The sequence below is a fragment of the Streptomyces sp. NPDC107765 genome (genome assembly GCF_055657085.1).
Window position 1 is genome coordinate 79,353 of record NZ_JBVKBL010000018.1, and the last position, 18,952, is coordinate 98,304.

The 18,952-nt window shown below is 66.2% G+C and carries 11 protein-coding genes and 2 pseudogenes; 2 read left to right on the forward strand and 11 right to left on the reverse strand.

The genetic code is table 11. The annotated features are described in order from the left end of the window. Positions 1-103 precede the first annotated feature (103 nt). The 5 genes and pseudogenes from ACZ7MX_RS33410 to ACZ7MX_RS33430 all read right to left on the reverse strand — a co-directional run. A complete protein-coding gene (locus ACZ7MX_RS33410) occupies positions 104-1,918 on the reverse strand; it encodes a UvrD-helicase domain-containing protein (RefSeq protein ID WP_472137636.1) in 1,815 nt (604 codons plus the stop codon). Further along, a complete protein-coding gene (locus ACZ7MX_RS33415) occupies positions 1,915-4,068 on the reverse strand; it encodes an ATP-dependent nuclease (RefSeq protein WP_472137638.1) in 2,154 nt (717 codons plus the stop codon). The genes ACZ7MX_RS33410 and ACZ7MX_RS33415 overlap by 4 nt, the downstream gene beginning before the upstream one ends. 329 nt (positions 4,069-4,397) lie before the next feature. Continuing rightward, positions 4,398-4,772, reverse strand: a complete 375-nt coding sequence (locus tag ACZ7MX_RS33420; RefSeq protein WP_472137640.1) for a hypothetical protein — start codon at positions 4,770-4,772, stop codon at positions 4,398-4,400. 525 nt (positions 4,773-5,297) lie between these two features. Next, positions 5,298-5,450: a hypothetical protein gene (locus ACZ7MX_RS33425; protein ID WP_472137642.1), complete on the reverse strand. Its 153-nt coding sequence runs from the start codon at positions 5,448-5,450 to the stop codon at positions 5,298-5,300. A 793-nt stretch (positions 5,451-6,243) separates the two neighbouring features. Further along, positions 6,244-6,367, reverse strand: a pseudogene (locus ACZ7MX_RS33430) (IS5/IS1182 family transposase); the annotation flags it as partial. Between the two features lie 275 nt (positions 6,368-6,642). On the opposite strand from ACZ7MX_RS33430, the gene ACZ7MX_RS33435 reads away from it, so the two are divergent. After that, positions 6,643-7,794, forward strand: a complete 1,152-nt coding sequence (locus tag ACZ7MX_RS33435; protein WP_472137643.1) for a hypothetical protein — start codon at positions 6,643-6,645, stop codon at positions 7,792-7,794. A 339-nt stretch (positions 7,795-8,133) separates the two neighbouring features. Here ACZ7MX_RS33435 and ACZ7MX_RS33440 read toward each other — a convergent pair. The 6 genes and pseudogenes from ACZ7MX_RS33440 to ACZ7MX_RS33465 form a co-directional block, all read right to left on the reverse strand. After that, positions 8,134-8,568 (reverse strand): annotated as a pseudogene (locus ACZ7MX_RS33440) (transposase); the annotation flags it as partial. A gap of 92 nt (positions 8,569-8,660) precedes the next feature. Next, positions 8,661-9,002, reverse strand: coding sequence for a hypothetical protein (locus tag ACZ7MX_RS33445; RefSeq protein ID WP_472137645.1), 342 nt, complete (start codon positions 9,000-9,002; stop codon positions 8,661-8,663). After that, positions 8,999-9,166 carry a hypothetical protein gene (locus ACZ7MX_RS33450; protein ID WP_472137647.1) on the reverse strand — a complete coding sequence of 56 codons (168 nt, stop codon included), beginning with the start codon at positions 9,164-9,166 and terminating at the stop codon, positions 8,999-9,001. Before ACZ7MX_RS33450 ends, ACZ7MX_RS33445 begins: the two co-directional genes overlap by 4 nt. Before the next feature lie 1,026 nt (positions 9,167-10,192). Then, the gene (locus ACZ7MX_RS33455) at positions 10,193-11,917 is read right to left on the reverse strand and encodes a trypsin-like serine peptidase (protein WP_472137649.1); all 1,725 of its coding nucleotides are present in this window, start codon (positions 11,915-11,917) and stop codon (positions 10,193-10,195) included. 303 nt (positions 11,918-12,220) lie between these two features. After that, positions 12,221-13,789 (reverse strand): S1 family peptidase, encoded by a 1,569-nt coding sequence (locus ACZ7MX_RS33460; RefSeq protein WP_472137651.1) that lies wholly within the window; start codon positions 13,787-13,789, stop codon positions 12,221-12,223. A 208-nt stretch (positions 13,790-13,997) separates the two neighbouring features. Continuing rightward, positions 13,998-14,501 (reverse strand): hypothetical protein, encoded by a 504-nt coding sequence (locus ACZ7MX_RS33465; RefSeq protein ID WP_472137653.1) that lies wholly within the window; start codon positions 14,499-14,501, stop codon positions 13,998-14,000. Between the two features lie 444 nt (positions 14,502-14,945). On the opposite strand from ACZ7MX_RS33465, the gene ACZ7MX_RS33470 reads away from it, so the two are divergent. Further along, positions 14,946-18,944 (forward strand): polymorphic toxin-type HINT domain-containing protein, encoded by a 3,999-nt coding sequence (locus ACZ7MX_RS33470; protein ID WP_472137655.1) that lies wholly within the window; start codon positions 14,946-14,948, stop codon positions 18,942-18,944. The last annotated feature ends 8 nt before the right edge of the window (positions 18,945-18,952 follow it).

The window sequence follows — 18,952 nt, forward strand, 5'->3', positions numbered from 1 at the left end:
TTCCCTGCAGGCGACGGACGTTCCACCATGGTCCAGAGCGCGCCTCACACGGGGCATCCTTTGGCGGGATTGGCCCGGGGATCCGTCCGGCCTGCCTCGTCCCTCATCCGCCACCCACCACCGTATCCCCGTCGAACCGCAGCGACGTGATCCGCGACTCGCCGACCCACTCCCGGAGGGTGTCCAGTGCAGCGGGCTCAAGTTTCGTGGTGAAGAGGATGGCCAGATGCTCTCTGGCCCGTGAGCATGCCACGTAGAAGAGGTTGCGTGCCCTGACGAACGCCTCCAGTTCCTTGCCCATCAGTTCGTCGCGCCGGGAGAAGTTAGCCAGCATCTCGGGGATCTGGAAGCGGGAGTGTCCCTTGCTGACCACGGCGAGTACCCGGTTGAACTCCAGTCCCTTGACTCCGTGTTGTGTGGCGAAGGGCGTGCCGCCGCCGAGGTGCTCGTTCAGCGCCAGCAACTCCGCGTACGGCACCTGGCGCAGTTGTTGGTACTCCTTCGACCGCGCCGCCGCCCGGGCTTCGGCCTTGTCGTCACTCACAGCCTGCGGGCCGGTGCCGGATGGTGACACGGCCTTCCGGTGACGCTCGCGCACCTTCCCCAGGCCGTCGAAGAGCTGCTGCTCAAAACAGAGGTCGAGGACGTCGCCGACCGTGCCCGTCTTGCGGGCCTCCCCCAGTTTCGTCAGGAACGCCATCCATTCCTGCTTGTCGGCCGACGAGTTGATGGGTGGGCGGCCACGGGGGTCGAGTGCGTCAAACATCGCGCCGTAGCGCTTGTTCCGGTGGTGGAGCAGGGCCGGTTCCAGAGTGTCCATGAAGAAGGCCATGGCGTGGTCCTCCTTCCTCACGTAGGAATCGTTGCGCCGAAAGGCTCCGTGGAGCTTCTGATATCCCAGTTCGCCGGCGATCGTCTCGTGCGTGAGCATGAGGATCTTCGTGCTGGGATCCTCCGCCCGCGCCTGGGCATCGTGACCGGATACCCCGGTGCTCCATAACCGGTCGCGGACGTCGTCCAGTACCCATTTCCGGGCCGCGTGGGCCGCGTCCCAGCCGAGCTGACCCTTCCGGTGGTGGGTGAGCCTCGTCCCGGCCCATTCGTTGGTGTGATAGACGGCGACGGTGCCCTCGCCAACTCCTGACGCCGTGGTCTGCGTCAGTTCGGGACGCATCGTGTTCAGGAGGTTCACGACGGCGCGCTGCGAGCGCCGATTGCGCCGTCTGAAGACCGGTGTCGGGCGGGCGTCCTCGAGTGCCCCGCACGCGTTGTCGTAGATCTGCTGCCAATGGTCCCCGAAGAAGCCACAGAGGGGGCCGCGCGCGGTGGCCTCATCGCCCGGCGTGCCCAGCATGGCCTCCACCAGACCGGCGGGGGTGTCCTGGTACTCGTCCACGAAGACGATCGGGAATCGGTCGGCAGCCAGGGCCCGGAACTTGGGAAGGGCGAAAAACGCCCTCGCGAGGACGGGCAGATCGTTGTGACCCAGCTGAACACGACCGCTGTCGTGGTCCACTTTCTGAAAGCCGGTGCTGTACTCGACGGTATAGCCGTCCAGTGCGGTGTGGCCCTCCATCTTCGACAGCATGAGGTCTAGCTCGACGATGTGGCGCAACAGGTGTGCGCGGAAAGGGGAGAGCAGCTGCCACAGGAAACCATGGATGGTTTCGGCGAACACGTACGGGCTGCGGTCGGTACGGCTGATGATCTCGTCGCGGGCCACATTGGTGTAGGTGACGCAGGCGATGCGCTGGTGGGGCCACGGGAGGTAGCGGGGGCGGTCAGCCAGGATGCTCTGGAGCGCCTCGATCAGTGAGCTGGTCTTGCCCGCACCGGCACCGGCCTCCACCTTGAAGTGACGGCCCGCCTGGAGAGCCGTCAGGATCGTGTGCGTGACGTCTTCCGCCTCGGTCGTCACTGGACGTCCGCCTTCGTCGCCGTCCCGTCCTGTGCCATGAGCCACTCGAGGCCGCGCCTGATGTACTTCGGGACCTGCCAGTCGTGGTCTCCGAGGACGTGGTCGAGGGCGAAGTCGACCTTGCTGCGCCTGGTCTCCACGCTGCTACGGGCCTGTTGTTCCAGTTCCTCGGCGGGAGCGGCACCCGTGGGGATACCGAACAGGGCCCGGTTGGCCAGCGCGAAGGCGTCCTCGAAAGTGCGGCCGCACGGGCCGCCGGGCTCTTCCGGCACCTGGTAGGCGAGGCACATGCTGCCGCCGGCAATCGGCGGATCCGTCTCGGCCCGCTGCAGCAGCTCGGCCACCGTGATGTCGGCCATCTCGGGGGACCACGCCCTGATGGACTGGTTGGACGTGCGTCCGGATTCAGACACCAAGCATTTGCGGATCTTGGGATCCCTGTCGTCGACGGGATCAAGATCCGTGATGATCAGGGCTGGGATCCCGAGGGTCTTCAGCAGCGGATAGAACCTGTGGGCATGCGCCCCGCCGACCTCCATCAAGGTCACGTACTGGTGCTGGGGCGTCTCTCCGGGTCTCCTCGCCGCCAGCTTCTCCTCCGCGGCCGGGACGAAGATACGCTCGCTGGCGCCCTCGACGAGGATGGCCTTGTCCGCGAAGTAGAGGTCGGCACGGGTAAGGGTCAGGTACTTGCGGAGGAACCTCTCGTCGCCGGTCACCTGGGACAGGTCCTTGATGACGGTGCGGGCCGGCCCCGGCTCGCTTCCGCTCTCCACGGTGTCCTCCTCCTTCCGGAAGTACCGGATGTCGGAGAAGTATCCCCGGTTGGCCACGTGTGCCGAGTGGGTGGTCACCACGAACTGAGCGTTCCACCGGGGACTGCTGTCGATTGCGGTGCTGCTCTCCTCGACCGCTCCCCGTTGCCCGGGCATCGTCGCTCTCATCTGCGCGTCGATCCGGGGGAACAGATTGACGGAGTACGTGAGTCGCTGGATGAACGCCTCCTGCATCTGCGGATGCAGATGGGCCTCCGGTTCCTCCAGGAAGACGAGATGGATCCCCGACGCCGGTGAGGTCGCCGTGTGGTCGCGATAGCAGGTGAAGAGCCTGAGCAGAATCATCACCAAGTTCCGCGTACCGAGGCCGTTGTACGACTCCGGGAACCGCACACCGGCAACTCCTGGATAGTGAATGCGCGCGAAGTTCCTGAGCAGCCTCTTGGAGTCCAGCCGGGCGGCTGTGACGAACTCCTGGTTGGCCAGACCCGGATAGCCGAATGCCTTCAACGTCGGCGCCACCCGTTCGCGGACCTTCTGGAGGCTGCTGTCGAGACTGCCGGAGGTGTCCACGAGTGTCCTGTCGATGTTCGCGGCGAGCTCCTCCAGCCACGTCGCGTTCTGGCTCTTCTCCGCCGCAGTCAGCAGTTGCTCAAAGACCGCTCCGATTGGTGCGGCATGCCCGTCGCTCTCGTCGTCCAGCCCTCGCTGTGCCTCGACGAAGTCCACCCTCACCAGGGTGCGCACGTCCGCGAGGTCGACCGGTCGGACGTTCGCCTCATCGGTCGGGTCCACCGCCACCACCGACATCTCGAAGTGCTTCGGGATGCCGCTGCCCAGCTGCTCAAGCGTGGCCGTGGCATCCGGCCCCACCGGCACGCCGCCGAAGAACTCCTTCAGGGCACCGTCCCCCAACGCGAAGGCGAACCTGATCATCACCTCGGAGCAGTCGGGGTCGAGATCCACCACGAAGGGGGCCAGGGGTCCGTACTGGCCGCAGTCCTTGTCGTAGGAGATGTGGAGGGTGAGGGTGACTGCCGGAACCGTGTCGCGCGCCTGCTCCGCCTCACCCGAGGCGAAGAGGCGATGGGCGGCCAGGAACTCCTCGTAGCAGTCGGCGGAGAAGTCCTCGATGCGCAGCGCGGCCTTCTTCCTCGCCACGAAGAATTCGAACAGTTTCGCCAGCGAGGTCTTTCCCGTGTTGTTGCGTCCGACGCACAGTGTCACCTTGTCCGTGAAGGAAAGCTCGGTTCTGCGGAGCAGCCGGAAGTTGCGGATGACCGCCTTGGTGAGCCGGGGCGCTACGGTCCCGTGTGGTTCGGCGGAGCCGTCTCGCGGGCCTGGGATGGCACGCGGATCACTGGGCTGGGTCATCGCGGCTCCTTGCTGCGCTCGTACACATCCTGGGACGTCCGGCGGGAACACACGGCAAAGGAAGCCACAAGCCCCATGAGATGCCGCCACCCCTCAGGATCTGGGGCCGCATCTTGTCACCATAATTCTCTAAATGCACAGCGGTCGCATTTGATTCAGTTTCGGTCGCCCATCGATCTGAATTCACTCCCGAATGTTCGAGATATGGCACCCATATGGCCATCACCTCATAGGCCGACGGATCGGGCGAGGGATGGCCATGTGCGAGGCGCACAGCGTGACCGGTGCTCAGCGAAGGCGTTGCGCCAGGAGCGGTGAATGGGTCCGCATCAGGTCCGATGCCAGCCCACGTCCAGTCCCGTCGAGTCCTTGAGGACCTGGTTCAGCGCTTCGACCTGTCCGACGTGATCGAAGAGGCTGCGGGGAAGGTGGTCGTGGGCGAGAGGGCCGACGCCGTGCAGGATGTCGTCGTACGCCGACGCCACGGCGGCACCTATCAGTAAGTCCGTCGCCTCATCGAGGCCCACGTGCTCCGCCGGCCACCGGTACTCACCCTGACTCACCTGGAACACCGGGAACAGCCACTGCATGTCCCGGTCGGGCTTGATGAACCTGGTCGCTCTCTCGCCCAGGAAATTGACGCCGTAGTGCGAGATCGAACGGACGTCTCTTTCCCGCAGGGCAAGCAGACGTGAAGCGCACATGAGGGACATGGCAGGCGTACGCGCGGACAGGTGCATGGGGGTCGTGGCGGCTTCCCGGAGGGGCGAGAGGTCGGACAGACGGGAAGCCACGCTTCCCACCCGGACCCACTGCGCTTGGACAGCATGTGCTGAAAGTGAACCGTCGCCTCGTGGCTCGGATACTGGAACTCTAGGTCCGTCTCCCAGCCCGTCATCGCCTTGGCTGCCGTCACGAACCGGTAGGGAGGGTAGAGCTCTTTCCAGTCGACGGACGGGTCGTCGGAGTTCAAGCCCGGGACCACAGGGTTCAGTGCGAAGTCGATGAGCGCCAGGACGGTACTTCCGCCGAGGGTGCGCCCTGCGAGGGCACGTGCCAGGCGAGACGGAATCCCGTATTCGCCGTTCAGCACCTCGAGCAGGAACTCGCGCAGCGCCGGGTCAGCTTTCCGTATGAAGGCGCCCTCGAACTGGAAGAGTTCGTCGAGCACCGCCGCGCACTCGAAGATGACGTGAGTGGTGAGCGGGCCTCGAAGGTGTGCACGAGCTTCAGGGGCCCGTCGATGCCGACGCGTACGTCATCGAACACTCGACCATCTCGGTGCCCGAACTCTGGCGCCACATGTCTTCGAGGGAGTGCTCCATTGCCGCCCGGATGTCCCAGGTGGCGGTGTCGAACTCCGTCAGACCCTCCGGGTCCAAGAGGAGGTAGTAGGCGAAGTGGAGGTGGAGCCAATCCAGTTCGCTGTATTTCAGTTCGCCTTGGGCGTGCTTGGGATAGCGCTCGAAGGAGAAAAAAGGGGAGTCCGCTGCTCCGGTCCTCGTGGAGATGCTCCACGTCTTGCCGTGGCAGGTGAGAGATCGTGTACGCGGCCAACTGGTCCCTCGTGCGCCGCAGCAAGCTCAGAAGAATGCCGACAGTGGACCCGTGATATCGCGCCCAGTGGCTGCTCTCGTGGACGTAGGTCTTGTGCCAGGAGCCGACCACCGTCACAAGATCGCTGGTGCGCGTGCAGGTCTGATCCTGGAAGAGGATCTGGCTGCACAGATTCAACTCGGCGCCGCTCGAGTTCCGTAGACGTGGAGAGTGGACGGTCACCGGTTCACCCTTCCGAGCCGACCGCACCCTTGCCGTCGTCTTCCGGTCGAGGAGGCGCCTCCTCCACGGGCCCCCGGTCACGCGCCCGCTCGACCAGTGCCTTCAAGGCGTCATACAGGCTGTTCGTGGCCAGTCGGCGACGGAGATGGAGATCTCCGCCCAGTGGGCGGGGCGTAAGGAGTCGCGCCTGGTCTGCTGCAGGGGCGTGAGTGCGAGGGAGCACGTTCCGGCGAGGTGCTGATCCGCCTCTATTTCCCGTGCTAGCACCTTCAAGTTCGCGGCTTCGCCCCGGTATTCAAAGATCGGCATGGCGGGAGCCTACAACTGGCCTCCGGTTCCCGGATCGGGACTCGGACACCGCCGTCTTCGCTGGAGGACCGCGGTAGCGCAACGTCGGGTGAGTTCGCCCCCGGGTGGTCGTTTGAGGCCGGCAGCGACGTGGGGGGCCGGGGCCGGTATAGGCGCGGTCGGCGAGGACGGGGACGCCTGGTCGCTCACAGATCCGGATGATGTGGTGGCTCACGCCGACTCTCACTTTCCAGCAACATACGGCTGTCGTGGGTCGCTTCGGTGACTGATGGCCGACGCGGTCCGACGCGCCCGTCGCCATCAGGGCGGCACGCGGACACAGGCGCCTGGCGTGGCCGGAGCCATGCGGCAAGCCAGGGTTCCCGGGGGATCGCTTCCGTCTCCGCTAATGCCGGGGCGGACTGCGGACCGGGGTGATAGAGAGATGCCGGTACGACGATCCTCACGGTCTGTGTATGACGGCCCTGAACCCGGAAAGCGGCGACGATGTTCTTCAATGGCCCCGCGCACGTGCGCACCCATGCCACGCTCTTCCCGAACAGCACCGGCGTCCCCGTCGAGCAGGATCTGCCAGTCCTGCCCCAAGACTTGGCGCGCGCGTTGTTCATCACGGGCAGGGCCCCGTACGACCAAACCAAGCACGGGAGGTCATCGACGTACGAGTGGTGCCACAGGGTGGCGGTCCTGCCCGCCTATCTCAGCTGGAGCGATGATCCGGTCCGTCGCATCACACGTACCGACCTCGCCCGCGAACTCGACCCCTCCGAGAAGGGCATGCTGTCCTACACCCTGGGGCAGGCCATGTGCCAGATCTTCGCCGAGAGGCAGCTATCCGTCCGGTTCTTCATGCACGTCGCCCGCTACGCCTCCGCCTACAATCTCGCCTTCGCCCCCGGCCGGAGCCGGGCGGACTTCTTCGGAGAGCGGACCGTCGGCGGTTATGTCGTCGCGGAAGCCAAGGGCCGCTCAGGCCCACTGACAAAGGAGCTGCGCGAAGCCATGGAGGAACAGAAGAGGACAGTCAAGACCATCAAGGGCGAAGTGCCGAAGATCGCATACGCGAGCGCGGTGCACTTCTCCTCCCCCCATAGCCCCATGCGTCTGTCGGCGATCGACCCGGACACGGCCGACCCTCGCGCCGTAGACCTTCCCGTCGACCCGGACCTACATGTGCTGGCCTACTACACGCCGTTCCTGGACGCCTTCGCCCATCAGGAACCACTCATTCTGGGCGACTACGTCGTGGCTGGCTTCGCGGCACTCGGCGTGACGCTCGGGGTCTTGGCACCGGTGCTGCAGCGTGTGGAGCGGGCGGCTCGACGCAACGAAATCGCGGGCCTTCGCGACGACGTCCTGGGCCTGCTCGCCCGCCACCGGCCTCGCCAGGAGCGCACGCTCTACATTGACGGCACTCTTTTCGCGGCAGACTGGACGGTTCCTGAGGACCGGCGCCGCCCGGGCCGTCGGGACAGCGAGGTGCTCCCCGACTTCCTGCACGAGGCGTTCCGCAGCATGAACGAGGAGGACGATTGGCGAGTGGTGACCGTGGAGGAGGGGGACCTCGACTGGCGGGATCTGTCCCCCGCCAGGGGCTACATGCCGGGAATCCTCCCCCAGGGTGATCTCCTCGAGGGCTGAGGCATGGACGGCCGCCGGGCACCCTACGGCCGCTGCAGATTCACCGCCGCGGTGTGGATGCCGCCGAGGGCCTGTCAGGCTCTTTCCCGGTCCACGCGCTGTGTAGATCGGCTTGTCCCCGTCGGTCCGGCGAGACGAGTTTCGCCGGGCACCCAACGTGGTAACTCCACCAGGTCGATGCGAATGTCGACGATGGTGGTGTGGCCTGTCCGGGGCGACGCTAGAGCCTCCCCGGTTGCACCGAGGGCGCCGAGAGTGGTGCCGATTTCCCAGAGGATCCCCGACCGCCGTCACCGCTCACCAGCGAGGTCGAGATCCCCCTTGCTCGTCTCGGCCGCACAAGGTGCGGGGCTTGCGCCGGGGCCGGCCCCGCTTGCCCCGCACCGGCGGCAGGCCGTCGACCAACGGCAGGAGCTGCGTGATGTCGTTTCGGTGCCCGGCCGTCAACTACACCCGCAGCGGGGTGCCGTGCGCGTCGGTCAGCACATGGTGCTCCGAGCCCAGCCGTCCACGGTCAACCAGGCTCGGACCGACTCTTGGGGCTGCTTCGCCCCGCTTGGCCTGCACGCCTCAACGGGGACGCAGGAGGAGTCCAGGCGGTCCACCACCCGCAGCCGGTCCAGCAGCACGCGTTGGAGTTCTTCCCTGCAGCGTCTTGCGGTCATCGATCCGCTTGCGCCCCGGGTGCCGGAACCGTCGTTCATGCTTCGGCAGCAACGGCTCGATCACCGCCCACAGCTCGTCACTGACCTCCCACGGCTTCCGCCGTGCCACGGTCACCCCCAAGCAGCACGGGACCACATACCTCTAAAAGAGCCCGCCGCAGCAGGCCGCTCTCCAGCGCACGCAATCGACCTGCGGCTCACTCACTTCGGCGCCTCCGGCAGCGCCGGCACCGTCGAGATGGACTGGATGGTGGACTCCCACTCCCCGGTCCGCGTGTTCTTGAACCGAAGATGCAGCACCTCGAACTCGTCCGGCACCCAGTCGAACTCGCCGACCTCATCCTGGTCGAAGACCTGGTGTTCCGCGAACAGCTTGGCCAGCTCGATGTCCGTGGACGCCTGCATGATGAACTTGCTGGCCTTAACGACGTGCATCATCGGACGACCCTGCGCCTCCGCCTCCCGGACGCTCTCCCAGAACGGCTCGTACCTCCTGGCCGACTTGGTCATCCCAACCCACTCGTCGCGCCTGATCTCGCTCACTTCGGCCCCTCCAGCCTGCTCGTCGTCACCGGCGTCCGGCTCTGCACATACTTCGCCTTCGGCGCCTTCGCGACCGCCAGGCGGTTGGCCTCCTGCACGGACTCCGCTTCCACCTCGACGCGCAGCGCCGCGTGACCGTGCGGAGCCACCGTATATCTCGCCATTACCTCAACCCCTCCGCCTCAGGACCGTGACCACGCTGTAGAGAACGCACAGCCCCAGACTCATCCTGAACGCCGTTTCGGGGGCCATCCCCGCGGGCGCGAGAAGCAGCCGAGCCTGGCAGTCCGGCGGGCCTTCTGCGCGGGAGCATCCCCGCACCCGCGGGACTGCTCCCATCTCGGCCTGCATGCCAGGCAGGCGCAGCCATCTGCTCCCCACACCCGATGTACAGCAGCCTCGTCCTCGAAGGCGAAGAGCATCGTTCCCTGTACGTCGCCCTTACCCAGGCACGACGCCACACTGCCGTTCTCGGACTCACCCAGAACCCGCACGGATCACTGCCCGCGCCCAAGGACGGCGAATGCGATCCCCTCGCCCCCAGGCGACCGCCACGCCGCCAATCCGGGCTCGCCGCAACCGCGAGCTGGCCTTCGCTCTCCCATGAGCGCCTGAAGAGAAGCACTTCTCCGCGAGTTACGCCCGCCCAACCGATCAAGACCAAGATCCGGACCATACCCGGGCCAAGACCCCAGTCAAAGTGAGTACGATCTTCATTCCCCTGGTCACAACGCCATGAATGCTGTACCACCAGCAGACGAAGAACCTGCTGGCTCTCCACACGTTTCCACACGTGTGGTCAAGCAAGACCGCTTGACACCACGAGATTCCCGGCAACCTATCCCACCCGCACTGACAGCAGACCATCTGACCAGCGACGCATAGAGACTGACGCACCGTCAGAACGAGCGTCATTTGAGCGTCACGAGCGCCATTCCAGCGTCAAGATATCGCCCATAACGCCCACACCGCACATCATGCGCACGCACAAAACCGCAGGTCAGACGCCCTTAGCCGCCTTCTCCAGCACCACCACACACTCCACATGATGCGTCATGAGGAACCGGGCAAGGAACTCCGTCTGCCGTCTTCGCCCTGCGAGAACCACACGAGGCGCTCGGCACTCGGACGCGTCAGGGCCCCACCGCCGCCCAACCGAGGGAGGTCGTAGCGTCAGCGGCCGCGCGGGATCACTGCGGGACCAAGACGCGTTCTGCGGGCAGGGACGCGCTGGTGGTCTCGGGGTGGAGGGTCAGCTTCCCTCCGGGCCAGAGGGCGATGACGTCGTTCTGGCGGGCGGGGCCGCCGAAGGTGCCGACTGTGGCTAGCAGGGCTTCGCGCCATGGGGACTTGGCCGGCCGTAGCCGGTGTTCGCGCTTGAAGGTCTCGGCGGCGATGTTCTCGTACGCGGTGACTTCGCCGTCGCTCCAGCGGACGAAGAGGTCCTGGTCTCCGGTGTCGGGGCGGAAGTCGCCGGCGGAGACGTTCCGGGCATGCGGCCAGGTGGTGTCGGGCGGCTTGACGAGCTGCTTCTCGGCATGCAGGCCCTCGGCGTCGACGTTGGTGTAGAGGGTCACTTCTCCATCGGTCCAGGTGACCACCAGGTCGTCACGACGTGCATTTGCTCCGCCGAAGCGTCCGGCGGCGACGGTGTTCGCCTGGGTCCATGTGTCGTTGGGGCCCTTGAGTTCCACCTTGTTCGTGAGCTTGGTGTGTTCGTCGACGTCCTTGTAGAGCGTCACTCTGCCGTCGGTCCAGCGGACCAGGAGGTCGTCGTTCGCGCCTTCGGTGAAGTCACCGGCGGTGATGGCCTCGGCTTGCTGCCACTCCTTGTCCTTGACGAGCTGGACGTCCTTGTCGAAGCCGTATGCGCCGGTGCCGGGGTAGAGGGAGAGTTCGCCGTCGGACCAGCGCACGATGAGGTCGCTGACGTTGTTGCGTACGGAGGCGGTGTGGAAGCGGCCGGTGGTCATGGCCCGAGCGTGGGTCCAGGTGTCGGCGCTGCCCATGGAAGTTCCGGTGCTCGTTTCCGGGTCCAGGTCCGGCGGGGCGTCTGTGGCTGCTTGCCGGTAGAGGCGGAAGACGTCCTCGTCGAACTGTGAGGTGTAGCTGGTGTGGTCGAACACGCCGCCGGTCTTGTAGCCGCCGATGACGCCGGTGAGATCACCGCGGCGGCCGTCGAAGTTCTCCAGGAAGGGGCCGCCGCTGACGCCGGAGCGGAAGCCGTCGCAGGCGATCTCCATGAAGCGGCCTTGGAAGGCGGTGGTGTCGTTGGTGCACTGCAGCGGAGTCTTCTGGCCACCGGGATAGCCGAGGAGCGTCACGTTCTTGCGTGCGAGCTTCGCCGTGGGGACGGAGGTGAGTTCGTTGCCCCGACCGACGGCGTCCTCCAGGAGCTGACCGGATGTGTTGGGGCCCACCCGTAGGAAGGCGAAGTCGACGTCGTCGTCAGGATGTGCGGCGCGGTAGCGGACGTCGATCCAGACCTTGCCCGCTTGGGCAGGGAAGACGCCGTAGGGGGTCTCCCCTGTCTGCCCCGCTGTCGATGCGCCGGGGCGGTAGCCGGGAACGAAGGCGAAGTCTTGATGGCGTTGGTCGCCCTTGAGGCAGTGGGCTGCGGTGATGACCAGGTTCTTCGCCGGCGAGGCCACTGCACTGGCGGTGCAGAACTGGTCCGGTGTAGGTGAGCCGTCGGTGCTGCGGATCAAGAACACGCCTACCGTGGCGATGCCTTCCGGTATCTGGCGGGTCGGCTCGTTCGCCAGTGACCGTTTGTGCCGCTGCTCCGTGTCCGGGTGAGTTCGCCCGTCCGTCGTGCGGGTCGACGCGGCGTCCGCCGGAATGGCGGCGCGGATGCGTTCGGGGGTCCAGTACTGCTGTGCTGCACGCGCCTTGGCCATCTGTCCGTCGGTCACGTCGTGCCCACGGTCGTGCCCGGTGCTGGTAAGAGGCGGGTGAGGGCTCAGGATTGCCGTTCCCGTACCGGTGCCCGGACCCCCATGGGGCCGGGCGGCCGGCGGTGCGGTGACGGAGAGAGCCGTGCATAGCGCCAAAGCGGCGGTGCACAGCCACGGTATGCGTTTCACGGAGCTTTCCGATGCGGTGTCGATGTGACGCGGCGGGATCGGCGAGGCCAGCCGATCGAGAGGTCTCGTCGGTGCCGCGTGGCGCGCCCCGGGCGGGAGATTGGCCGTCCGGTCGCACCACGCGGCGGCGACTTATTCGGCGATCTTGATCTCGTCAGGTGTTCCTGTGGCGTCCACGGCCGGGTAGAGACCGACCGTTCCGTTGGCCCACCGGATGATGACGTCATTGGGCCGCTCGTTGGCGACGAAGGCACCGGCGTTCACCACGGTGGCGTTGATCCAGGCCGACTTCTTCGGCCGTACGTTGATCTCCCCGTGGAAGCCGGCGGCATCGACACCCGGATAGAGCGTGGCCTCGCCGTCCGACCACCGCACCAGCAGGTCCGCGGTCCGCTTCCCGGTGAACTCGCCGGCGCTGATCTGCGTGGCGTATGACCAGGTCGTGTTCTTGTTGACGAGCAGCTTCTGGGCCTTGTCGACCACGCCGTTGATGTTCAGGTCGGGGTGGAGGGTGACGCGGCCGTCGTCCCAGGTCACGAGCATGTCGTCGCGCTGCTGATTGGTCGAGTAGCGGCCGGCGGTGATCTGTTGGGCGTGGGTCCAGACGGTGTTCTTGGGCTTGGCGAGCTGCTTCTCGCCGTGGAAGCCCTTGGCGTCGACGTGGGTGTACTGGGTCAGCTCCCCATCGCCCCAGCGCACGATCAGGCCATCCGTGCCGCCGCCGAAACTCGCGCCGGTGATCTGCTTGGCGTGCTGCCAGATGGTTGTCTTGCCCGGCTTCGGTGGCTCGGCCAGCTGGTATTCGGCGGAGAAGGGGTGGCGCGGGTCCTTGTCGTCGGAGCCCTGGTAGAGGGTCACTTCCGCGTCGTTCCAGCGCACGATCATGTCCATGTGCCGGGTACCGCCGGCCGAACCGCCGGTGAAATACCCGGACGCAATGTGCGTCGCCTTCTCCCACGGTGCGGCGGCGAAGACCGGGCGGTAGCGGACCTGCTGCACCCAGGCGGCCAGGTCGTCCACCCGGACATCCACGGCGGCGGTGCGCGTCTCGGCCGCGTCGGTTCCCAGACAACCGCCTTGCCAGGATGTGCCGTTGACGGCGACCAGCTCGACACGTCCGCCACTGTCGCGTAGCGCCGGGCCGCCGGTGTCGCCCTGGCACACCGCCGCGTCCTTGCCGGTGATGCCGATCGTCGCGTCCTGGACGGCGTCTACTGTGAAGGGGGCGGTGTGGAGTTTGTCCGGAACCCACTCGGTCTTGGTGCGGCCGAAGCCCGCCACCTTCAGTTGCTCCCCCGGGGCGATCGGAGTCGTGCCGACGCCCACAGGGGTCACGCCGGTCACTGGTTTGGCGAGCCGGGCCATCACCAGGTCGCGTCCCGCGTAGGGCACCAGCTCGACGATGTCCGTCACACTGCCGGCAGCACCCGACAAGTCGGTGCGGCCGACCGTCGCAGTGGCCTTCCCCTTGGGAGCGCCCTCGTCGATCCTGAAGTCCTTGCCGGGGTCGGCAGCGAAGCACCGGGAGGCCGAGAGCACCCACTGCTTGTCGATCAATGCACCCGAGCAGCTGCGCTTGCCGCCGTCGCGCTCGATGTCGAGCTTCGCGGCGAACGCGTAGGTGCCGTCTGTGGCTGTCTCACCCGAGACGGCGTGGGCCGGTGCGGTGATCAGTGCGCTGCTTGCGAGCGCAGCAGCCATGGATAACGTCATCCACGCTCGGCGCGGACGTATGCCAGACATGTTCTTTCCTTTGACGTCAGTTACGCGTGGCCCTTGGAACGGGACGGGCCGGGAGCGCCGTGGTCGGGGTTGCTCGGACCAGCCGGTCGCTACCCTGATCAGGACGGGAGCCCCGCGGGCGGATGCGCGATGCGCGGGAGAATTTTCGGTGCGGGTCAGCCGCGGGTCAGCCGGTGACGCGGAGTTCGACGAGCACGGTCGGGTCGCTGGTGGTGCCTTCACCGACGCTCTGATAGCCGTTCTGCGGGCCAGACTTGGAGACGTTGACCGTCTCGGTCCTACCGCGGGAAGTGAGGTCGGCGCTGATGGGATGGCTCGCGGTCTCCAGCGCCCACACCTGGGCGACTTCCAGGGTGACGTAGCCACGCTTGGCGTTGGCCAGGAAGCAGAAGTCGCCGCTGCGCGTCCAGACCTTGACCTGCTGGGGCGAATTCCCGCAGTCGGCGAGCAGGAGGTGGCCGTCGCCCTTGATGAGCTTGATCTTCTTGGTTTCGAGGATCTTCGCCGCGTCCGGGTAGTCGAACTCCTCCACCGCGGAGGGTGGTTCCTGACCGGCGGTCACCCCAGTTGGCGCGGCGGAGGCAGAGGGCAGTAACGGCAGGCCGATCACGCCGCCGAGCAGGCTGAACAGGCCGGCAGCAAGTAACAGGCTGCGGGTACGGGATCTCACCAGAGTTCCTTCCCGGGGGCCGGCACACTCACAGCCCCGTGGTTGTCATGACAGCGTAGAAGCGACGGGAAGGTATCACGAAACCACAGCTGAAATCGGACAGATCTTGTTTGCGAATAATCCACGCAATGTGACGTGAGTCACTAAAGCGCTCTGGGTGTGAGTTTGAGTGCTAAGGTCCACTCCCTTCCCCTGACCATTCAGCAGAAGCAGGGGACTTGAGGGAAGCCTGCCAACTATTCAGCATTCCCTGCGAAGGGATAGAGCATCTCCGTCGGCGGGCCAGTTCCTGTTACTTGTTGGCCGGAATATTACGGATTCCCGGGTCTCGGCGTGGCTATGCTCATCCCGCTGATGCTCGATTTTCGGCAATGAGGTTTGCCGACCTACGGGAAGAGTAATCCCTTGAAACGGAGAACGCATTCAAGAGGGAGAATGAGGCGGATGTGCCGCGCGTTACGCGCGTTACACCTGGCTCTGCTATGCGCCTTATTGGCGGGACTTCTTGCACCTGCGCCGGCGTGGGCGGATGACGGCACCACGGGCTCCGACAAGCCTTCCGAGGGGCAGAGTGCCGCCAAGCGGGCATGGATCGTCGAGCGGTGGAAAACTGGGGGGCCGGGAGTCAGGGCCGCAGCGGAAGCTGCGTTGGTCGGCAGTGACGACGACGTCCTGCACTTCTTCGCCGTGGTTGACGGCCAAACGTTTCAGGACAACCGTGTGGCCGCCGCCCAGAAGGCGAACGTGGGCGGCCGGGCACTGCAGGAGGCCGCGCGCACCGCACTCGGTGCGGGCCCGGACGACCTGGCGACGTTCCTTCAGAGTGGCTGGCAGGGCCCACTCGCGGAAGATCAACGCGTCCGTGTTGCGCAGATCATCGATGAGGGCGGCCCCGGTGTTCGGGAGGCCGGACGTGCGGCGCTGAACGGTTCCGCTGAGGACATCCGGAAATTCCTCGACGAGGGTCAGTACGCCAAGCGCGATGAGGATCAGCGGGTCGAACTCGCGCAGATTCTGAATTCTGGTGGTCCGGAGGTCCGTACCGCCGGCCGGATCGCGCTCAACGGTACCGCGGACGACATCCGTGAATTCCTCGAAGTCGGCCAGTACGTGGCACGTGCGCGTGACGAAGAACAGACCTCCGTAGCGGAGTTAGCTGCCCAAGCTCGTGAGGCGAGCCGACGCGCGAAGTCGGAGACCGAAGCCGCCAAGAAGGCGTCGGCACACGCCGTGACGGCTTCCGAATTGGCCAAAAAGGAGGCCAAGAAGGCGGCGACGGAAGCCGAGGGGTCCAAGGACGACTCACGGAAGGCTGCTGCTGCGGCGCAGCGTGCGGCAACAGCAGCGTCGGAGGCTGCGTCCGCCGCTCAGGAGGCCATCGGTGCGGCGCGTGCGGCCACGCATTCGGCGCGCATCGCAGCGAACGCCGCCGCACGGGCAGCGTCTGCCGCGGCTGGTGCGTCCCAGGCCGCTTCCCGCGCTCGTGGTGCAGCTGCCGCTGCCGCGACCAAGGCGAGCGATGCCGCTGCAGCACGGAAGGCCGCTGCCGATGCGCGAACTGCGGCCAAGAATGCCAGCGCAGGTGCGGACGCTGCCGATGAGGCGAACAAGGCCGCGACGGCTGCCGGGGATGCCGCCCAGGATGCCGTGGCCGCCGGTGCGAACGCCCAGGCTGCCGCCAACGCCGCAGAGGAGGCCAGCAATTACGCCGGTCAGTCCGATGCGAGCGCTGCCGAGGCGCGGCGCGCGGCGGCGGCGACCCGTCGTCATGCCGATGAGGCCACCCGTGCCGCCAACGCTGCCACCTCCCTTGCTCGCAAGGCCGCCACTGCTGCGGGCCAGGCGCGTGATGCCGCGAGGTCGGCGGCCCAGCACGCCAACGCGGCCGCCGATGCCGCCGACGCGGCTGCCGATCACGCCGGTGAAGCCGCGAACGCGGCGGCCAAGTCCACCGCTGCGGCCGAGGCGGCGCAGGAGGACGCCGATGCCGCGAGCGCGGCGGTCGACAAGGCGAAGGACATCTACGGCTTGGCGCGGGAGTTCGAGGCCGCGGAAATCCTCACTCGTACCAACGAGGGGATCGAGCGAGCCAAGGACCTCAAGGCGGACAACGACCAACTGCAAACCGATCGGACGCATGCGGCCGAGGATCTCAAGAAGTTCCAGACCGACGCCCAGCGCCTGGCCGCCGAAGCCAGCCAGGAGGGCACCGAGCCCAACGACGTCGTGAGTAAGGGCCGTAAGGTCGCCCTGCTGGCGTTGAAGTCCGGTGGCCCGTGGAGCCAGGCTGCCGCCGAGGCAACTCTGGGTGGCACCGATGACGATGTCGCGGAGTACGTCCGGGCCGGGTGGAAGGAGGCTGCCCAGCAGGACGACCGCGTTGATGTGGGGCGGCTGGCCGGGGAGAGCCCGCTGGAGTCGGTGCGTACCGCTGCCGAGCAAGCTCTCAAGGGTGATGCGGCGCAGGTCAGTGCCTTCCTGGCGACTGGTCAGTATCAGGCTGGTGCGGAGGACTTCCGTGTCGAGATCGCACAGGTCATCGATCGCGGCGGGCCTGGAGTGCGCGAGGCCGGCCGGGCCGCGCTGAACTCCGGTTCCGTCGAGAAGTACTGCGAGTTCCTGGCGGGTGGGCAGGACACCGCTCGCACGGAGGACGAGCGCGTCCGTGCCGCGCAGCTGATCAACAGCGGTGGGCCCGAGATGAAGGCCGCGGGCCGCGTTGCTCTGGAAAGCCCGCCACAGCTGCTGCACTCCTTCATCGAATCCGGGCAGTACACGGCCCAGCGCAAGGATCTGCTGGCCGCCACCCACAAGGCCCGCACCCAACAGCTCATCGCCGAAGCCGCACGTATGGCGGCCACGGCACAGCAGAACGCCGCCGAGGCCCACCAGGTCGCCGCCTTCGCGCGCAAGAAGGAGGACGAAGCCAAGAAGTACGCGCAGCAGGCACAGAAGTCAGCCGAGGTGGCAAAGAACTCCGCCGCCGACGCGGCGAAGTCCGCCAAGGAAGCCGAAACCTCCGCCGCGCGCGCTGCGGAGTCCGCCAAGACCGCCCGCAAGGCCGAGGCCGACGCCAACCACGCGGCGTCCAACGCCGCGACTTCCGCAGCTGATGCCGCGGCCTCCACGCAGCTGGCGCACGTCTCCGCCAACACCGCCTGGGCCGAAGCCCGCCGCGCCCGTACCTCCGCCACCGCGGCAGGCAAGGACGCCACCGCCGCCCGCAAGGCGGCCAGCGACGCCTTCGACATTGCTGTCGACAAGTTCAAGGCCGAGGCCGAGGCTCAGCGCAAGGCCGAAGCGGAAGCCAAGAAGAAGGACGCCAAGGATCCCGGGAAGATCGCCCGGGAGCAGTACATGTGCGGAGTCATGGGGTGCGACGCCGCCCATAACTTCCCCAGCTGGTGCATACGCAACGAGGGCTATTGCACCATCCTCGCCGCGGGAACAAAACTCGAGCCCGGTCTTAAAAAGATCTGGAAATTCGAGAAGGACCTCATCGGTATCGGCATGCTCCAGGAGTGCGTGGACACCGGAGACTTCGACTCCTGCACCCAACTGGCCCGGGACGCCACCTTCGGATCCAAACTCAAACTCCTTTCCAGGGCCTACGAAGCGCTACGAGCCCTCGACCAGGGATGCACCCAGTGCTTCCCTGCCGGCACCAAAGTCCTGATGGGCGATGCCTCCACTCGCAACATCGAGAACGTCGAACCAGGCGAGAGGGTGCTTGCAACCGACCCTGAAACAGGCGAAAGCGCTCCCCGCAAGGTCACACGCCGGATCGTTACCGAAGACGACAAACACTTCAACGAACTCACCATTTCGACCCCTGATGGCCCGCGGAAGCTCACGGCCACCTACGAGCACCCGTTCTGGAGCCGGTCACAGCATCGCTGGGTCGAGGCACACGCCCTCGCGCCAGGAACAGCGCTCCTCAGTAGCAACGGAAACGCTGTGCGGGTTCAGGCCAATCGCTCCTTCGACAGGCACGCACGAACCTACAACCTCACCGTCGACGGCCTTCATACGTACTACGTAGTCGCTGATGCCACACCGATTCTGGTACATAACAGCGACTGTGCTTTGACGACGTTCTATCATGGTTCAGATGTGCGATCACTGGTCGACATACTGAACAACGGTCTGGACGCGAGCAAGGCGGCCGCTAATTACACCGACGGCCCGGGCGGATTCTTTATCGCTACACACGCAGAGGACGCGACGCACTTCGCCGTCAGAAATGGCGCCGGAGGGGTGATAAAGATTTCTATCTCCGATGGCGCAATGGCCAGGCTCCGCGAGGCCGGTGCGGTCAGCCGCAGCATCCCGAGTGGACCGAAATCGCCAACCTTCGAAGGGGAGGAGTTTCACATTCCAACCTCGGCTTTCGACCTTTTCAACCAGCTCAAATCCAGCGGAGGTATCATTGTTTCACCCTGAAGATATCA